Annotated in this window: 16 protein-coding genes; 5 read left to right on the forward strand and 11 right to left on the reverse strand. The window is 40.8% G+C overall.

The genetic code is table 11. The features are described from left to right. Positions 1-8: 8 nt before the first annotated feature. The 6 genes from coaE to AB669_RS11165 all read right to left on the reverse strand — a co-directional run bounded on the left by coaE (position 9) and on the right by AB669_RS11165 (position 4,592). Complete coding sequence (gene coaE, locus AB669_RS11140) at positions 9-623, reverse strand: dephospho-CoA kinase (protein ID WP_047799378.1); 615 nt, start codon at positions 621-623, stop codon at positions 9-11. Beyond that, a complete protein-coding gene (locus AB669_RS11145) occupies positions 623-1,570 on the reverse strand; it encodes a CdaR family protein (RefSeq protein WP_047799379.1) in 948 nt (315 codons plus the stop codon). Before AB669_RS11145 ends, coaE begins: the two co-directional genes overlap by 1 nt. Positions 1,571-1,685: 115 nt before the next feature. Then, positions 1,686-2,006 (reverse strand): preprotein translocase subunit YajC, encoded by a 321-nt coding sequence (yajC, locus tag AB669_RS11150; RefSeq protein ID WP_047799380.1) that lies wholly within the window; start codon positions 2,004-2,006, stop codon positions 1,686-1,688. A 51-nt stretch (positions 2,007-2,057) separates the two neighbouring features. After that, on the reverse strand, positions 2,058-2,504 hold the full coding sequence (locus tag AB669_RS11155) for a DUF1573 domain-containing protein (protein ID WP_053058373.1): 447 nt from the start codon (positions 2,502-2,504) through the stop codon (positions 2,058-2,060). A 1-nt stretch (position 2,505) separates the two neighbouring features. After that, positions 2,506-3,456: a transcription antitermination factor NusB gene (gene nusB / locus AB669_RS11160; protein WP_047799382.1), complete on the reverse strand. Its 951-nt coding sequence runs from the start codon at positions 3,454-3,456 to the stop codon at positions 2,506-2,508. Between the two features lie 47 nt (positions 3,457-3,503). After that, the gene (locus AB669_RS11165; protein ID WP_047799383.1) at positions 3,504-4,592 is read right to left on the reverse strand and encodes a Glu/Leu/Phe/Val dehydrogenase; all 1,089 of its coding nucleotides are present in this window, start codon (positions 4,590-4,592) and stop codon (positions 3,504-3,506) included. A gap of 108 nt (positions 4,593-4,700) precedes the next feature. Between AB669_RS11165 and AB669_RS11170 the strand changes: the two genes are divergently transcribed. Both AB669_RS11170 and AB669_RS11175 read left to right on the forward strand, forming a co-directional pair. Then, positions 4,701-6,491, forward strand: a complete 1,791-nt coding sequence (locus AB669_RS11170) for an ABC transporter ATP-binding protein (RefSeq protein ID WP_047799384.1) — start codon at positions 4,701-4,703, stop codon at positions 6,489-6,491. A gap of 68 nt (positions 6,492-6,559) precedes the next feature. After that, positions 6,560-6,883 (forward strand): DUF3276 family protein, encoded by a 324-nt coding sequence (locus AB669_RS11175; RefSeq protein ID WP_047799385.1) that lies wholly within the window; start codon positions 6,560-6,562, stop codon positions 6,881-6,883. 78 nt (positions 6,884-6,961) lie between these two features. Here AB669_RS11175 and AB669_RS11180 read toward each other — a convergent pair whose 3' ends face one another. After that, positions 6,962-7,423 (reverse strand): hypothetical protein, encoded by a 462-nt coding sequence (locus AB669_RS11180; RefSeq protein WP_047799386.1) that lies wholly within the window; start codon positions 7,421-7,423, stop codon positions 6,962-6,964. Between the two features lie 182 nt (positions 7,424-7,605). On the opposite strand from AB669_RS11180, the gene ychF reads away from it, so the two are divergent. Continuing rightward, entirely contained in the window at positions 7,606-8,706 is a 1,101-nt protein-coding gene (ychF, locus tag AB669_RS11185; protein ID WP_047799387.1) for a redox-regulated ATPase YchF, read from the forward strand. A 54-nt stretch (positions 8,707-8,760) separates the two neighbouring features. Here the strand turns inward: ychF and AB669_RS11190 are convergent, their stop codons facing one another. The 3 genes from AB669_RS11190 to AB669_RS11200 form a co-directional block, all read right to left on the reverse strand. Continuing rightward, the gene (locus AB669_RS11190) at positions 8,761-9,372 is read right to left on the reverse strand and encodes an HAD hydrolase-like protein (protein ID WP_047799388.1); all 612 of its coding nucleotides are present in this window, start codon (positions 9,370-9,372) and stop codon (positions 8,761-8,763) included. A 5-nt stretch (positions 9,373-9,377) separates the two neighbouring features. Further along, complete coding sequence (gene mgtE, locus AB669_RS11195; RefSeq protein ID WP_047799389.1) at positions 9,378-10,754, reverse strand: magnesium transporter; 1,377 nt, start codon at positions 10,752-10,754, stop codon at positions 9,378-9,380. Between the two features lie 186 nt (positions 10,755-10,940). After that, positions 10,941-12,767 carry an ABC transporter ATP-binding protein gene (locus tag AB669_RS11200; RefSeq protein WP_047799390.1) on the reverse strand — a complete coding sequence of 609 codons (1,827 nt, stop codon included), beginning with the start codon at positions 12,765-12,767 and terminating at the stop codon, positions 10,941-10,943. Positions 12,768-13,069: 302 nt separating this feature from the next. On the opposite strand from AB669_RS11200, the gene AB669_RS11205 reads away from it, so the two are divergent. After that, on the forward strand, positions 13,070-13,531 hold the full coding sequence (locus tag AB669_RS11205; RefSeq protein WP_047799391.1) for a PA2169 family four-helix-bundle protein: 462 nt from the start codon (positions 13,070-13,072) through the stop codon (positions 13,529-13,531). A gap of 111 nt (positions 13,532-13,642) precedes the next feature. Here the strand turns inward: AB669_RS11205 and infC are convergent, their stop codons facing one another. Then, a complete protein-coding gene (gene infC / locus AB669_RS11210; protein WP_082120663.1) occupies positions 13,643-14,212 on the reverse strand; it encodes a translation initiation factor IF-3 in 570 nt (189 codons plus the stop codon). Between the two features lie 218 nt (positions 14,213-14,430). Between infC and AB669_RS11215 the strand changes: the two genes are divergently transcribed. Beyond that, positions 14,431-15,147, forward strand: a complete 717-nt coding sequence (locus AB669_RS11215; protein WP_047799392.1) for a DUF3891 family protein — start codon at positions 14,431-14,433, stop codon at positions 15,145-15,147. Positions 15,148-15,176: the final 29 nt, after the last annotated feature.

Below are 15,176 nucleotides of genomic sequence, written 5' to 3' on the forward strand. Positions count from 1 at the left end.
CAGTGCATTTACTCAGAAACCTTTAAATCTGCTGCTGCTTTCAAAAACTGTCGATGCAAGGCTAACACCTGTTCAATAACCGGATGCTTTTCATCATTAATCAGAAAATGATTGGCCATTTTCACTTTTTCTTCATCACTGAGTTGTTTATCCATCCGGGCCTTAACCTGCTCAGCCGTAACCTGATCGCGGTTCATTACCCTTTGTATCCTCACTTCTGCCGGCGCAGTAACCAGAATGGTGGTATCGCACATTTTATACGAACCACTCTCAAAAAGCAGAGCCGCTTCCTTAAGGGTATAAGGAACATTAGGGTTAACATTGGCCTCCCAGGCATCAAAGGCACGGAATACGGCCGGATGTACCAATCCGTTTAGTTTGTTTAACTCAGCCTCGTTGTTGAAAACAATTCCCGCAATATGCTTATTATTCAGCTTTCCATCCTCGAAATAACTCTCCTCACCAAAAGCCAGCTTTACGCCTGCAATCAATTCAGCATCCTGAATCATGATGTTTTTGGCTTCAGTATCGGCGTAAAAAACCGGAATACCCAACACTTCAAAAACCTTACATACAGTAGTTTTTCCGCTACCAATTCCGCCCGTTATGCCTACTTTATACATTATTTTTCTACTACAAAATCTACTTTAGCCGGAGTAATACTTACCAGTTTACAGTAACCCGGAAATTCGCTTAATTTAACCGTAAACTGATTATGATGGAGTTTCGACCATTCATCTGCATCAACCACGGCAGTAATAAAATCAGCATCAACCTGGTTAAAGTTGCCCAAAGCCACTAAGAAAGTAACCTTTACTTTTTTAGGATAAAGTTTTATACTGTTGTAATTCCTGTTATTGATTATTTTCAATGGAACCTCCAGTGTTTTCTCCGTAAATTCATCGACACCCAGTTTAACCTCAACCGATGAAGGATAAATGCTTACGTTTTTATGGATGCTATGCTGCAAGGCAACCCTGATGGTGCTGCTCGATTGTACTTTATTTAGTTTTAAAGTGTCAGTAGGCCAGGATGTTATTTTATTGAGCTCCTCTAAAGGACCGGCAACTTTAACAAATTTTGGGTTCAGAAGAATCTCATTCGCTATTCCATACTGTTTCACAAATTCGACTTTTTGAATCAGCTTTATCGGAACCCGCTTTACCACCCGCTTGGTAAAATCAAAATACAGGGTATCAGGTTTAATTGAAATCACTTTCTGTGCACTTTCCACTTGCTGGTTGATACTGAAAAGCTGATCAGAACAGACAATAAAATCTTTACTGTTTAATTGATTCAGGTTAACAGCAATAGAAGGAGGACTGATCCTCAAACGGGCAAAAAGCAACTGCCACCCTGTACCTTCCACCTGTAAATCAACCGTGTCAGACTGCAATGGATAAAAAGCCCGCTTCGTGGGCGAGTTTTTAAACACCAGCACGGTTTTCGCATTATAGATATACTTATTGTTTAAAGCCATGAAAAACCATGCTGCAATAGCCAGCGCCAGGCAAGCCAAAAGGCTTAAAACACGTCTTCTCTCAATTTTAGTTAACCGGATAAAGGGCATAGCACAATAAATTGTCGCTTAATGAAAAATATCATTAACCATAAAGTCAAATGTAATAAAACAAAAACAGTCCCGAAAGTTTTCGGGACTGCGCTTATATTTTGATGAGAATCAATTATGCTTTAACCGCAGGAGCAGCTGCTTTAGTAGCATCCAGGGATACTGCTGATTTATCGAAGCGGATTTTAGTACCACCCTCTACTTCAATAAGGAAAGTAGTTTCATTCATATCGGCAATACGACCGTGAATACCTGCAGTAGTGATAATTTTATCACCTTTCTTTAATTCTGAAATTAACTTCTTATGTTCTTTTGCTTTTTTAACTTGCGGACGGATCATGAAAAAGTAGAATACTACAGCCACTGCACCTAGCATGATCAACTGACCATATTGTGCAAATCCTCCCGTTGCTTGTAAAATTATTGTTGATGTCATTTATCTATTTATTTTATTTTTTGATTAGTTAAATATGGCAATGCTTAAGAATTATTTTTTCTCTAAAACTTCACCAACTAAATGTACCGTGGTAATATTCGGATTGGCATTTGAGGTAACCGTAATCACCTTATCCTGCATGCCCATTTTACCCTCACTGTTAAAAACCACGTTAATCTTTCCATCCTTACCTGGTAAAATAGGTTCCCCTGGTACCTGCGGAATGGTACAGCCACAGGTAGCTGTAGCATTTGAAATAATTAAAGGGCTTTTACCTGTATTTTTAAATTTAAACTCATGCACTACCTTTTCCCCCTGCTCAATTTTACCGAAATCGAAAATATCTCTTTCAAATATGATTACAGGTGCATCTGCAGGTGCTATCTTCGACCCTTTAGTAGTGTCGCCAGCCACAGTTTGTTGATCCGTAGTATTATTCGCATTGCGACAAGCGCTAAAAGATATTACGGCAATTGCCAGTATGAATAGTTTCTTCATGTTAATCCTCAATTAATCCACGACCGACTTTTTTAATCGTGTTGTTCTTTTTAAGATCACCTAAAATTTTGTCCAAAATACCGTTTATAAACGAATTACTTTTCGGCGTACTGTAATCTTTTGATAACTCAAGATATTCGTTTATGGTTACTTTTACCGGAATAGACGGGAAATTCAACAGCTCACAGATGGCCATTTTCATCAAAATTGTATCCATTAAAGCAATACGTTCCGATTCCCAGTTTTTTGTCCTGTCTGCAATCATTTCCTGGTATTTGGCATCATTCTGTAAGGTGTAAACAAACAAATCCTGTACAAACTTACTGTCTTCAATCCAGTCGGCGCTTATTTCCGTTAACTTGTTTTTGAAAGGATCATCAAAAGTAAAGTTCTTCAAAGTTTTGGCAACCATACCTTTCATCACTTCGTGGTCAACCTGCCAGTTGATGAATTTTTCTTCAAAAACCTGGATAATACCCTGATTTTTTAAAATGATCTTTCTGAAAATGTATTTGATGATATCTTTAGATGACTCTAAACTTTCATTTGGATCTGCAAGATAATCTGCATACTCTTTGGAAGCTTTTAATGAATTGTAAACTGTTTTGCGGATTTCAGGATCGAAACCCCAGTCTACCTTGTATTTCTTGATTGCCGATACATACTCGGGGTTTTGCTGAAGCATAACGCTGAATTTGTTGTGTAGCAATTTCATGTTTGGATTTAAATCCGCTTCGGTTTTCAGGTACTTGTTTGCACGTTCAGCAGCGTCGTTTGCTGTAAACTCGGTAACCTCTACCATTAGTGATAACATCCAGATGTACATTTCGTACACGCTATCAATGCTCTGCATTAAAGTTTTCAAATCACCTTTAATGTCTTTCTTGTCTGCCATTTGCCAAGCAAAAATATTTTGCAAAGCTTTGATTCTTAAGTGCCTTCTATTTAACATGAATGTAAGAACGAGTGCGGTTTATAAAACCTTTTTTTAATAATTATTTAATATGACGATTTAATTTTTTTAATATCTGCTATTCTTTTCTCAGCAATCCGGTTCGCTGCAATGTTGGTTGGTATATGCTCAGCCTTGCTTAATTTAATCACGCTACGCGTAGCATCGTATATATTTTCAGTCAACTGAACGGTACGTTTTTTACCAAAACCCGTCAGCTCCGAATAACAAGAAATCAATCCGCCTGCATTAATTAAGTAGTCAGGCGCAAAAAGAATCCCCTTCTTTAACAACAGCTCACTATCAACAACCTCATCTTTAAGCTGGTTGTTTGCCGATCCTGCGATAATGGCAAACTTCATGCGTTCGATGGTTTTATTGTTCACTGTAGCCCCCATCGCACATGGCGCATATACATCCGCATCGCATCCAAATATCTTGTCGGCTTCAATCGGCTTCGCCTTATACTTGCGGGCCACATAAGTCAGCTGCTCCTGGTTAATATCACTAATCAGTACTTCGGCATTTTCTTTACGCAGCAAAGCAACCAGATGTTCCCCTACATTGCCAATGCCCTGCACTACCACAGTCCTTCCGGCAAGCATATCGGTTCCAAAAACCTCCTTAACACTTGCTTTAATACCCAAATATACCCCTTGCGCCGTAAACGGAGCAGGATTTCCGGCACCACCAATTGATTCCGGAACGCCGGTAACGTGATTGGTTTCCATCCGGATGTATTCCATATCCCGTGTATTGGTGCCCATCTCTTCTGCTGTAATGAACTCACCGTTCAGGTTCTTTATAAACCTGCCGTAGCTGCGCATTAAAGTTTCCGTTTTATCCTTTCTCGAATCACCTATAATTACGCCTTTACCACCTCCCAGATTCAGGCCCGTAATCGCGGCTTTATAAGTCATCCCTCTGGATAAACGCAATGCATCTTCTAACGCCTCCCCCTCTGTAACATAACTCCACATCCGCGTTCCGCCCAAAGCAGGTCCCAGTGTAGTATCATGTATCGCAATAATCGCTTTTAAACCTGTATCGGGATCATTACAGAAGACCAATTTTTTATGCCCGTAAGCACTTAATTGCTCTAAAATGGAAGTATCTGTCGAAGAATTAACTGGCATATGGATCATTCGGCTAACCTGCTGCAAAATTAAAATAAAAAACCATTATTACACCTATTTAACTAAACTATAACAAAATTACTTCCGCATTGGCTAAATTTGCCAAACATGAAACATCTTAGCCGGTTAAATAAGTACTTCCTGAAATATAAATGGTGGATCATTCCAGGCAGTATATTCGTAGTGATTTCCAATATCTTCGGCGTTGTACCGGCGCAGGTAATCGGATATGCGGTCGACCTCATTACCGAAAATGTTCAGATTTACAATTTGTTTAACGGATTCGATCGCCAGGAAGTGATATATAGCATCTTTAGCAGTAACCTGCTTTATTTCGGTCTGCTCGTAATTGGATTGTATATTCTGCGCGGCTTATTTCTGTTCTTCATGCGCCAAACCATTATCCTCATGTCGCGCCATATTGAGTTTGACATGAAGAATGAAATTTATCAGCATTATCAGGAATTAAGCCTTGGCTTTTACCGCCGCAACAATACAGGCGACCTGATGAACCGTGCTACTGAAGATGTAAACCGCGTAAGGATGTATGTTGGCCCTGCAATTATGTACACCATTAATACTTTCGTACTATCGGTTTTAATTATATGGTCAATGTTTGATGTAAATTCCAAACTGGCCATCTACTGTCTTTTGCCACTGCCTTTCCTGGTGGTTATCATCTATTATGTAAACACTTTAATTTTCAAAAAGAGCGGTCAGATTCAGGAACGGCTCTCCGAGTTATCAAGTTTCGTACAGGAACGATTTTCAGGGATCAGAATTATCAAATCTTACGTGCGCGAAGACTATACCCGCAACATGTTCGAAATTCAGAGCAATAACTATAAAAAGGACTCCATGAGCCTGGTAAAAGTATCTGCTTTATTTTATCCAACCATGCTGCTGCTGATTGGGCTAAGTACCATTCTAACTATTTTTATTGGCGGCAAACAGGTGATGAATGGCAATATCACCGCCGGCAACATTGCCGAATTCATCATATATATTAATCAGCTTACTTTCCCGGTAACCATGCTTGGTTGGGTAACCTCATTGATTCAGCGTGCAGCTGCGTCCCAGAAAAGAATCAATGAATTTCTGGATATCCCTTCCGATATTCAATCAAATTCTTCTGCAGATCAGGATCTAGCAGGCAACATCAGCTTTCAGAATGTAAGCTTTACCTACCCGGATACCGGCATAGAGGCGCTAAAAAACATCAGTTTCGATATTAAAAGTGGCGAGTTCGTTGCCATCATTGGTAAAACAGGCTCAGGAAAATCTACGCTCGCCAATCTGATCATGCGCATGTACGATGTGGAGCGGGGTAAAATTAAAATCGATAATACAGAACTTAAATCGCTGAACCTTAAAAACTATCGGGGTCAGATTGGGTTTGTACCTCAGGAAGTTTTCCTGTTCTCCGATACCATTAAAAACAACATAGCATTCGGCCTTGATCAGGTTACCGATGAGGAGGTGCATGAGGCCGCGAAAAACGCATCCGTTTATCAAAACATCATTCATTTTGAAGACCAGTTCCAAACCATGCTCGGCGAAAGGGGTATCACGCTATCAGGCGGGCAAAAACAACGGGTTTCCATCGCGCGTGCCTTAATTAAATCACCAAAAATTTTAATATTTGACGACTGTTTATCTGCCGTTGACACCAAAACCGAGGAAGAAATCCTTCATAATCTGGGCAAAATCATGAAAGATAAGACCAGTATTTTAATTGCCCACAGGATTTCTACCATAAAAAATGCAGATAAAATTCTGGTGCTTGACGATGGAAAAATCATCGAACAAGGCTCACATAATGAATTACTTAAGCTAAACGGCACCTATACGGAGCTCTACAATAACCAACTTTTAGAAGAAGTAACAAAAAGTATTTAAATTGTACTTTGAACTTTAAATATTTGCTTTATATTTACCGAAACCAAAAACCAACATCAATACCAACCATGGGAGAATTCGACAACAAGGAAAGAGAAGAAGTTTTTTCAAAGAAAGTTAGAGCAGGTAAGAGAACTTATTTCTTCGACGTGAAGGCTACTCGCTCAGGTGATTATTATTTAACAGTTACCGAGAGCAAGAAACGATTAGAAGACGGTGTATTTGTAAAACATAAAATCTTCTTATATAAAGAAGACTTCGAAAAATTTACAGAAGGTCTTAATGAAACGGTTGATTACATAAAATCTCATCAGGACGTTGTTGAAAAACGCTACGAATACTCTGAAAACGGCGAGCATGTTGGAAGAGCATCAGACGATTTTTCTTTTTAAACATATATAGTTTCAAAAAAAAGCCTTTGTTATCAGTAACAAAGGCTTTTTTAATATCCGAACTGTTCTATGTCTGGCTTAGGCTGCAGCCATTCCGGCACCTACTAAAAATACCAGCAAAAAATATCCGGCAATAACCATTATTGTGGCAATACCCCAAAATTTAAACAACGACTTTAAATTAGATACCGCAGTATCCAGACTTTCCTGATCTCCAAACAACACCCCCTGCTTTCCTTTACCCGAAATTCTGGATAACAGCAGACTGGGATAAAAGTAAAATAAGCCTAAAGCCAGATACAAAACAGTGATGATAATAGAACCACCCTGACCAAAAGGCCCCAGTTGTTTAGCTAAAGCCGGATTACCAGATAACATGGCAGGCACACTAAACGAAATCAAAATCAGCAATGCAGCAAACACAAATCCAACAATCGATAAAAATTTCGCCCACTTGGTGATGTCGTAAATATAACTGCGCATTTCCTCGGTAACAACCAATGTCACCTCTTCAGGCTTCTCTTGCTCAAATTCTTCCATTATCTTTTTTAAATTTTCAATAAACTTAGACAAAATATCGATCAACACAAATTGCCGGCTTTAAATAAACGTTTAAAAGATTATCTTTGCGGGATTTTTAGGAGGAAAGTCGCGAAACACATTGTGTTCAACGACATGTATGCCTGAACACGATTGAATAAAGACTTAAGACTAGAATATAAATGGCATTACAATGTGGTATTGTTGGTTTACCAAATGTGGGAAAATCAACACTTTTTAACTGTTTATCCAATGCAAAGGCACAGGCAGCTAACTTCCCTTTCTGTACAATTGAACCTAACGTTGGCGTAATTACTGTACCAGATGACAGATTAACTAAACTGGCCGAATTGGTAAAGCCCAATAAGGTTCAGCCTAATACCATCGAAATTGTAGATATCGCTGGTCTGGTGAAAGGTGCATCGAAAGGTGAAGGCTTAGGTAACCAGTTTTTAGGAAATATCCGTGCTACCAATGCCATTATTCACGTTCTACGTTGTTTCGACGACGGAAACGTGATCCACGTAGATGGTTCAGTAGACCCAATCCGCGACAGGGAAATCATCGATACCGAATTACAGCTTAAAGATCTGGACACTGTAGATAAACGTATTCAGAAGGTAGAAAAAATGGCTAAAACCGGTGGAGATAAAGATGCAAAACGCACCTATGAAATACTAACCGCTGTTAAAGCGCACCTGGAAAGTGGTAAATCAATCCGTACTGCCCCATTGGCACAGGAAGATTTTGATTTCATTGAAGATTTAGGTCTGCTTACCCAGAAACCAGTAATGTATGTTTGTAATGTTGATGAGACTTCAGTGGTTACAGGAAACAAGTATGTTGATCTGGTAAAAGCAAGCGTAGCAGATGAGAAAGCTGAAGTGTTAGTTATTTCCGCCAAAATCGAATCTGAAATTGCCGAATTGGAAAGTTATGAAGAACGTCAGGAGTTCCTGGCCGATTTAGGACTAGATGAGTCTGGTGTTAACAAACTGATCCGCGCAGCTTACAAATTGTTAAACTTATATACCTATTTCACTGCTGGTGTGCAGGAAGTAAGGGCATGGACCATTACAAAAGGTTTCACTGCTCCACAGGCAGCCGGCGTAATACACACCGATTTCGAAAAAGGTTTTATCCGTGCTGAGGTGATCAAGTACAATGATTTTGTAACCCTGGGTTCAGAAAATGCCTGCAAAGATGCCGGTAAACTGGGTGTAGAAGGCAAAACTTATATAGTGGAAGATGGCGATATCATGCACTTCAGGTTTAATGTATAAACCCAAAAGCGATTTCCATAAAAAAAGAGCTGCTTCACCAAGCAGCTCTTTTTTTTATAACGCTAAACCATATGCGCCAAGCTGCGCTTTAGTATCCTCATAGCTGCTATGGTGAATTCCTTTCAGGCCAAGCCCTTCAGCTACCTGAACAAACAGCATCCGGTCATCGATGTAAAGACTCGTCTCCACGTCACTTTGTGAAATATCAATGGCAACCTTAAAAATGTCGGCATCAGGCTTACGAAAATGAACAAAGCTCGACGATACAAAGAAGTCGACAAACTCATTCAGTTTGAAAGTATTGATCCGGTATTGGTTTAACTCCCTCCCCTCATTGCTAATTACAGCAACCTTTAGATTATATTTTTTCTTCAGTTCGCAGATCAGTTCAATCATTTCAGGGTATGGCAACGATTTTTTGAACATGAATTCTTTAAAATCGTCATAAGAGAAGCTACGGTCTTCAAAGAAAACAATCCGCTCCAGATACTCATCAAGCGTAAGCTTTCCTACTTCATAAGTATCAAAAGTCAGATGATGGCGCTCTTCCAGATCAACTGAATCCAGGTTAAATAAAACTGCTGCTTCTCCCCTTGCCTGCCTGTCCCAGCCGTTCGTGAGCAATACCCCACCGATATCAGTAAATAATGTGGTTATTTTTTTCATCTATTTTAAAGTAAAACGCCTTTTAAAAATAAAACTGCGAAGCTGAAATATATAATCAATCCCGTAACATCAACCAAAGTAGCCACAAATGGAGCCGATGAGGTTGCCGGATCGGCGCCCAGCCGTTTAAGTAAAATTGGGAGCATGGAACCACTTAAAGATCCCCACAACACTACGAACACCAGGGAAACACTAATGGTATTCGCGATCAAAATCCAGTGTTCACCGTATACATTCGGAGCGGCTACATGCCATACTAAAATCCGCAGAAAGCCAATAATGCCCAAACATAGCCCCAGCAAAAAGCCCGAGGTAATCTCCCTGTTCATTACCCGCCACCAGTCTTTAATCGTTACCTCGCCCAGGGCCATCGCCTGAATAATCAGTGTGGATGCCTGCGATCCGCTGTTTCCTCCACACGAAATAATCAGTGGAATAAACAAAGCCAGCACCGTAGCCTTATGTATTTGCCCCTCAAAGAAACCCATTGCTGTAGCCGTGAGCATTTCCCCGATCATCAAAATGGCCAGCCAGCCCACCCTTTTCTTAACCAGATTAAAAATGGAAGTATCCAGATAAGGTTCGTCCAGCGCCTCAGTACCCCCTATTTTATGCATGTCTTCCGTATATTCTTCATTGGCAATCCAAAGAATATCATCAACAGTAACAATACCTAAAAGAATATTATTTTCATCAACCACGGGTAATGCCACGCGATTATTCATCCTGAAAATGCTAATTGCATCCTCCTGCGGGTCGTTTGCCTTCAGGGCGATAAAACGTTTATCCGTTAACTCTCCGATAATTGCCTCAGGATCTGCAAGTAAAACTTCCCTGATTCTGATATCATCAAGCAGTACACCATCGCGATCAATCACATAAACCACATCAATTGTTTCAGAGTTTTTGCCATAACGCCTGATGTGTGCCAATACCCGCGCAACCGACCATTCGGGTTTTACGGCAATGTAATCGGGAGTCATCAAACGCCCGATACTGTACTCATTATAACCCAATAAAGCCAGCGATTCTTTTCGCTCTTCCGGAGGCAAAAGCGTAATCATTTTTTTCACCACATCCCCTTTCAGCTCGCTAAAAAGCGCTGTACGGTCATCAGGTGGTAAATCCTTAATAATCTGATTGAGTTTATTGCCCGAAAGTTTTTTAATGATACGTTCCTGGGTAGGAAAATCCAGAATTCTGAAAACGTTTACCGCCCTGTTTAGAGAAATGGTTTCAATGAATCTGGCTGCATACTGTGGAAGTTCATCTATCAATTCTTCCACATCAGAGATATTCAGTCCATCAAGATATTGCTTCAACGCCTTATCATTCTCTTTATCAAGCAGTTCCTGAACCTCTTCTACAACCATTTCTTCCATAAATAAACTTTAATATTTTACATGCCTAAACCTTTAATTGCGGTTCGCAAAGGTGCACTTTTATTTTCTAAAATGCCAATTTTGGCATTAAGCATGCATTGATTTTGAGTAAAGCAAATCCGCAACAGGAGAAACCCGGGCATGGCACAAATGTTTACATTAAAGTATTTTTCAGAAATAAAACAGCTAATTGCTCATGTCAAACTGTAGCCCGCTCAAATACTTGTACAAGCCCTGTTCACTGTTCAACAACTCTTTATGCGTACCCGATTCAACGATCTGGCCGTTCTCCATTACCATAATCAGATCCGCCTCCCTGATGGTCGACAAACGGTGTGCAATAATAATGGAAGTACGGCCTTTCATCAGTTCCTCCAGCGCTTCCTGTACCAATCGTTCAGATTCCGAATCGAGGGAAGATGTCGCTTCATCCAGTATCAGTATGGACGGATTTTTTAACAGTGCCCGGGCGATGGCAATCCGCTGCCTTTGTCCTCCTGAGAGTTTAACTCCCCGTTCCCCTACAACCGTATCATAACCCTCCGGAAATGAAATGATAAACTGATGGGCATTTGCACGTTTAGCCGCCTGCACAATTTCCTCCTGCGTAGCAGAAAGCTTACCATAAGCAATATTTTCCATTATCGTACCTCCAAACAACATCACATCCTGTGGTACAATGGCCACCTGTCCTCTTATATCAGCCAGTGAATAAGCATGAGCCGCTTTTCCATCAAATAGTATTTCACCACTTTGCGGATGATAGAATTGTAAAATCAAACCGGCAGTTGTCGATTTTCCCGAACCACTCGGACCAACTATCGCTACTTTTTGTCCGGCACTCACCTCGAACGATACATTCTTCAATACCTCAACTTCTGGCCTTGATGGATAAGCAAATCCAACCTGACTGAATGAAAGGTTTCCACTTATTTTTTGATCAGTTACTTCCAGCATTTCACTGGTTGATACCGCCTCTCCCTCTTCTCCAAGTATTTCCAACACCCTCTCACTTGCCCCAACAGCCTTTTGTAAATTTGCAAACAACTCCGGAAAACTGCCCAGTGAACTTCCCAGAAACATGGCGTAAAGCGAAAATTTCAATAGCTCACCGAAGGTAATTTCATTATGGCTCACCAGGATACAGCCATAACCCACAACGGCCAATACGCTGCCAAAAACACATAGTACGATAAAGGAAACAAACATTCCCCTGTACTTCGCCCCCTTAATCGCAATGCTTGCTACTTCTCCGATTGCTTTCTTGTATCTTGTAGCCTCATACCATTCATTTACAAAGGCTTTTACATTGGCAATACCCATAAGGGTTTCTTCCACTATGGTGTTCGATTCAGCCATCTTATCCTGCGCCTGCCTCGAAATCTTTTTAATAAAACGGCCAAATAGAGCGGCAAATACCACCATTACCGGCAAAATCAGCAGCAACGCAAAAACCAGTTTTTTGGAAATTACCGCCATAAAAATAATGCCGCCCACCAGCAGCACCACCTGCCTCAGCATTTCGGCAACTGTAGTGGTAAGCGTATCCTGTACCTGTGATAAATCAGCTGAAATCCGGCTGTTCAGCTCCCCAACTCTCCTGCTGGAAAAGAAACGCATGGGCAGCGTAATCAGTTTGAAATAAGTATCACGACGAATGTCAGCCAGCGAAAGTTCTGCGACATTTACAAACCACAATATTCTGAAATACGACACAACAGCCTGTAGAGCCAGTACGATGAAAGCCAGCAACAGAATGCCGGGTATGGTATGAGGTAAAAAGCTATCTGTACGTTTTCCCTGTGCGGTGTCAATCAATGCACCTATAAAAGAGGGGAAGGCCAAACCCACCAGGCTCGACAGAAACAGAAAAAACAGCGCAGCTATAAACTGTAAACGATAAGGTCTCAGATAACTGAGCAAACGCGCCACATGACTCAATGTTTCCCTGTTAATCTTCGCTTTTGAAAGTTCAACGCCAATTGCGTCGCCACTATTTAGTCTCCGTGCCATGATTTATATTTTAACTGTAGGGCGTAAACAGTCCCTTAACATGTATGTAATCTTTTATCCCGGCATAGCATGCCAAAGCCGATCATGGTATTAGACGTAATGGTATAGAAAATACTTTAAATAATTTAACAATACCTGAAATCTGAACAACTTATAGAAAAATTTAGTCCCGCCATTCTTCACCACCCTTGCCCCTCGTCCGGCAGGTTAAAATCCAATAGCTATAAGAGCTATTTGAAAAATTAACAAAACTTTTAGAGCTACCGCTGTGTTCTAAAGCATATCTATTTAAAAATATAACTATGGAAAATACACCAAAAACTGTAGAGGTTTTAAACGACCTTATTCAGATTAACAACGATCGTGCAGACGGATTTGAAAAAGCTGCAAAAGACCTAAGCGAAGAAAACATCGATTTGAAAGCGGTTTTCGAAAAACTGGCAACAGGTAGCCGTGAAAATGTAACTGAACTTGCAGGTTTAGTTGGAAGACAAGGTGAAGACCCAACTGTGGGCAACACCATTTTAGGTACCATTCACCGTGCATGGATTGACATTAAAGCCAGCTTTGGTGGTGATGATCGCCATAGCATTCTTGAAGAATGTGAGCGTGGTGAAGATGCCATCAAAAAAGCATACAGAGAGGCTTTGTCAGAAAATGAATTGGGTGAGCAAATCAGAACCGTATTGTTAAAACAACAAGACGGTATCAACGCCAGCCATGACTCAATCAAAGCATTACGCGATGCTCACGAAGCAATTTAATAACACACTTCAGTATAAAAATCCCGCCCAAATGGACGGGATTTTTTTTTTTACAGCCTTACTGATCATACTTTGAGCATACAGCAGTTGCTCGAATAACCTCCGTGTTAATTATTTTTTAGCACTCCTGGGACCGACAGTCAGAAACATGCGTTTTCCCTCCAGCTTAGGCAGAAGCTCCACCTTACCAACAGCTTCCAGTGCCTGCGCAAATTTAAGTAACAGAATCTCACCTTGCTCCTTATAAACAATCGCCCTTCCTTTAAAATGTACGTAAGCGCGCACTTTTTCCCCGCTTTCCAGAAATGAAAAGGCATGCTTTAGTTTGAACTGGAAGTCATGATCATCGGTATTCGGGCCAAAGCGGATATCTTTAATAATCGTCTGTTTTGCCTTCGACTTAATCTCTTTTTGCTTTTTCTTCTGTTCGTAGAGAAATTTGCTGTATTCAATAATGCGACAAACCGGAGGCTGTGCATTTGGCGTAATCTCAACCAGATCCAACCCTAAGGTGGCTGCTGTTTCCTTTGCCTTTTCCAGGGAATAAATTCCCGGTTCTACATTCTCGCCTATCAGGCGTACTTCAGTTGATAAAATGAAGTCATTGATTTTGTGTTCCGCTTCTTTTTTCTTGAAGGGCATGCGGGCACCCCTGAAAAATCCTGATTTCTTTAAAGCCAAATCTTTATGTTTTAGTTTAACCATTGATCACCCGATCAATTGCGTTAACATCAATATACTAAAATTACGTGGATTGGGGGGGCCTCGTTGCAGATGATGACTTTCAGTCAAGAATTCTAATACTCTTTTTATTTTTCCTGAACAATGCTACCCCTGGCCTTGTTATTATAACGCAAATTTACTCCCATGAAAAGCCTAAATAAAATTTCTACTATAGTATGATTGTTAATTATAATGGCGTTGGCTGGCAGATTATCACCCAACGGGCACACGGCCTTCTTGCAGGTCAGGTCTGCGCCAGGTGGAAGTTATCCAACCAGCCAGCGCATTGGGTGGAAACATTAACTGCAACTGCTGAACACGACGATATCTATAACGAGTTTGAACGCGATCCGCTAATCGACGAGAATGGCGCACCAATAAATTTCAAGGCTACCCGTTTCGATCTGGATGCCACATCCAGGTTGATGGATATGGCCCTCACCAAGAGCAGGTTTGTAGCCTTGCTTCTTTCCAGGCACATCGCATTTACCCATGGCGAAGATCCGCTGGCCAGGTCTTTCCTTTCCAGCTTGAAAAAGCAGGAAAAAAAATGGATGAAAGAAGCCGGCGTGTCTGCATCAGAAGCCGACAGCGCTTATCAGCTTTTAGAATTTTGCGATGCCTTTTCTCTTTTGATTTGTCAGGGCCAGATACCACCCGAAAACCGCCATATCGAAATCAGCTCCGGACCAGACGGAGTAGCTTATAGCTTGAGCGAAATACAAAAGACAATCGTGGTAAAGCCATGGCCCTTCGATGCAGATGAGTTCACCGTTCGGTATGAAACCAGGACCATTAAACAATTAAAATTTAAAAACAATGAGGCATTCAGAGCTGCACTGAAGGCTGCACCTATAGCATTAACCGAAATCAGGATTGCCGAAAAGGCCTGACGAACAATGGATGTAGCAACACTAACATG

Origin of the sequence: Pedobacter sp. BMA (assembly GCF_001027745.1) — a bacterium.
GTDB lineage: Bacteria > Bacteroidota > Bacteroidia > Sphingobacteriales > Sphingobacteriaceae > Pedobacter.

What these genes read in the sequence shown, in the direction of transcription:
- coaE (WP_047799378.1), bottom strand. Translation starts at nt 623, where the DNA reads ATGTATAAAGTAGGCATAACGGGCGGAATTGGTAGCGGAAAAACTACT.
- AB669_RS11145 (WP_047799379.1), bottom strand. Translation starts at nt 1,570, where the DNA reads ATGCCCTTTATCCGGTTAACTAAAATTGAGAGAAGACGTGTTTTAAGC.
- yajC (WP_047799380.1), bottom strand. Translation starts at nt 2,006, where the DNA reads ATGACATCAACAATAATTTTACAAGCAACGGGAGGATTTGCACAATAT.
- AB669_RS11155 (WP_053058373.1), bottom strand. Translation starts at nt 2,504, where the DNA reads ATGAAGAAACTATTCATACTGGCAATTGCCGTAATATCTTTTAGCGCT.
- nusB (WP_047799382.1), bottom strand. Translation starts at nt 3,456, where the DNA reads ATGTTAAATAGAAGGCACTTAAGAATCAAAGCTTTGCAAAATATTTTT.
- AB669_RS11165 (WP_047799383.1), bottom strand. Translation starts at nt 4,592, where the DNA reads ATGCCAGTTAATTCTTCGACAGATACTTCCATTTTAGAGCAATTAAGT.
- AB669_RS11170 (WP_047799384.1), top strand. Translation starts at nt 4,701, where the DNA reads ATGAAACATCTTAGCCGGTTAAATAAGTACTTCCTGAAATATAAATGG.
- AB669_RS11175 (WP_047799385.1), top strand. Translation starts at nt 6,560, where the DNA reads ATGGGAGAATTCGACAACAAGGAAAGAGAAGAAGTTTTTTCAAAGAAA.
- AB669_RS11180 (WP_047799386.1), bottom strand. Translation starts at nt 7,423, where the DNA reads ATGGAAGAATTTGAGCAAGAGAAGCCTGAAGAGGTGACATTGGTTGTT.
- ychF (WP_047799387.1), top strand. Translation starts at nt 7,606, where the DNA reads ATGGCATTACAATGTGGTATTGTTGGTTTACCAAATGTGGGAAAATCA.
- AB669_RS11190 (WP_047799388.1), bottom strand. Translation starts at nt 9,372, where the DNA reads ATGAAAAAAATAACCACATTATTTACTGATATCGGTGGGGTATTGCTC.
- mgtE (WP_047799389.1), bottom strand. Translation starts at nt 10,754, where the DNA reads ATGGAAGAAATGGTTGTAGAAGAGGTTCAGGAACTGCTTGATAAAGAG.
- AB669_RS11200 (WP_047799390.1), bottom strand. Translation starts at nt 12,767, where the DNA reads ATGGCACGGAGACTAAATAGTGGCGACGCAATTGGCGTTGAACTTTCA.
- AB669_RS11205 (WP_047799391.1), top strand. Translation starts at nt 13,070, where the DNA reads ATGGAAAATACACCAAAAACTGTAGAGGTTTTAAACGACCTTATTCAG.
- AB669_RS11215 (WP_047799392.1), top strand. Translation starts at nt 14,431, where the DNA reads ATGATTGTTAATTATAATGGCGTTGGCTGGCAGATTATCACCCAACGG.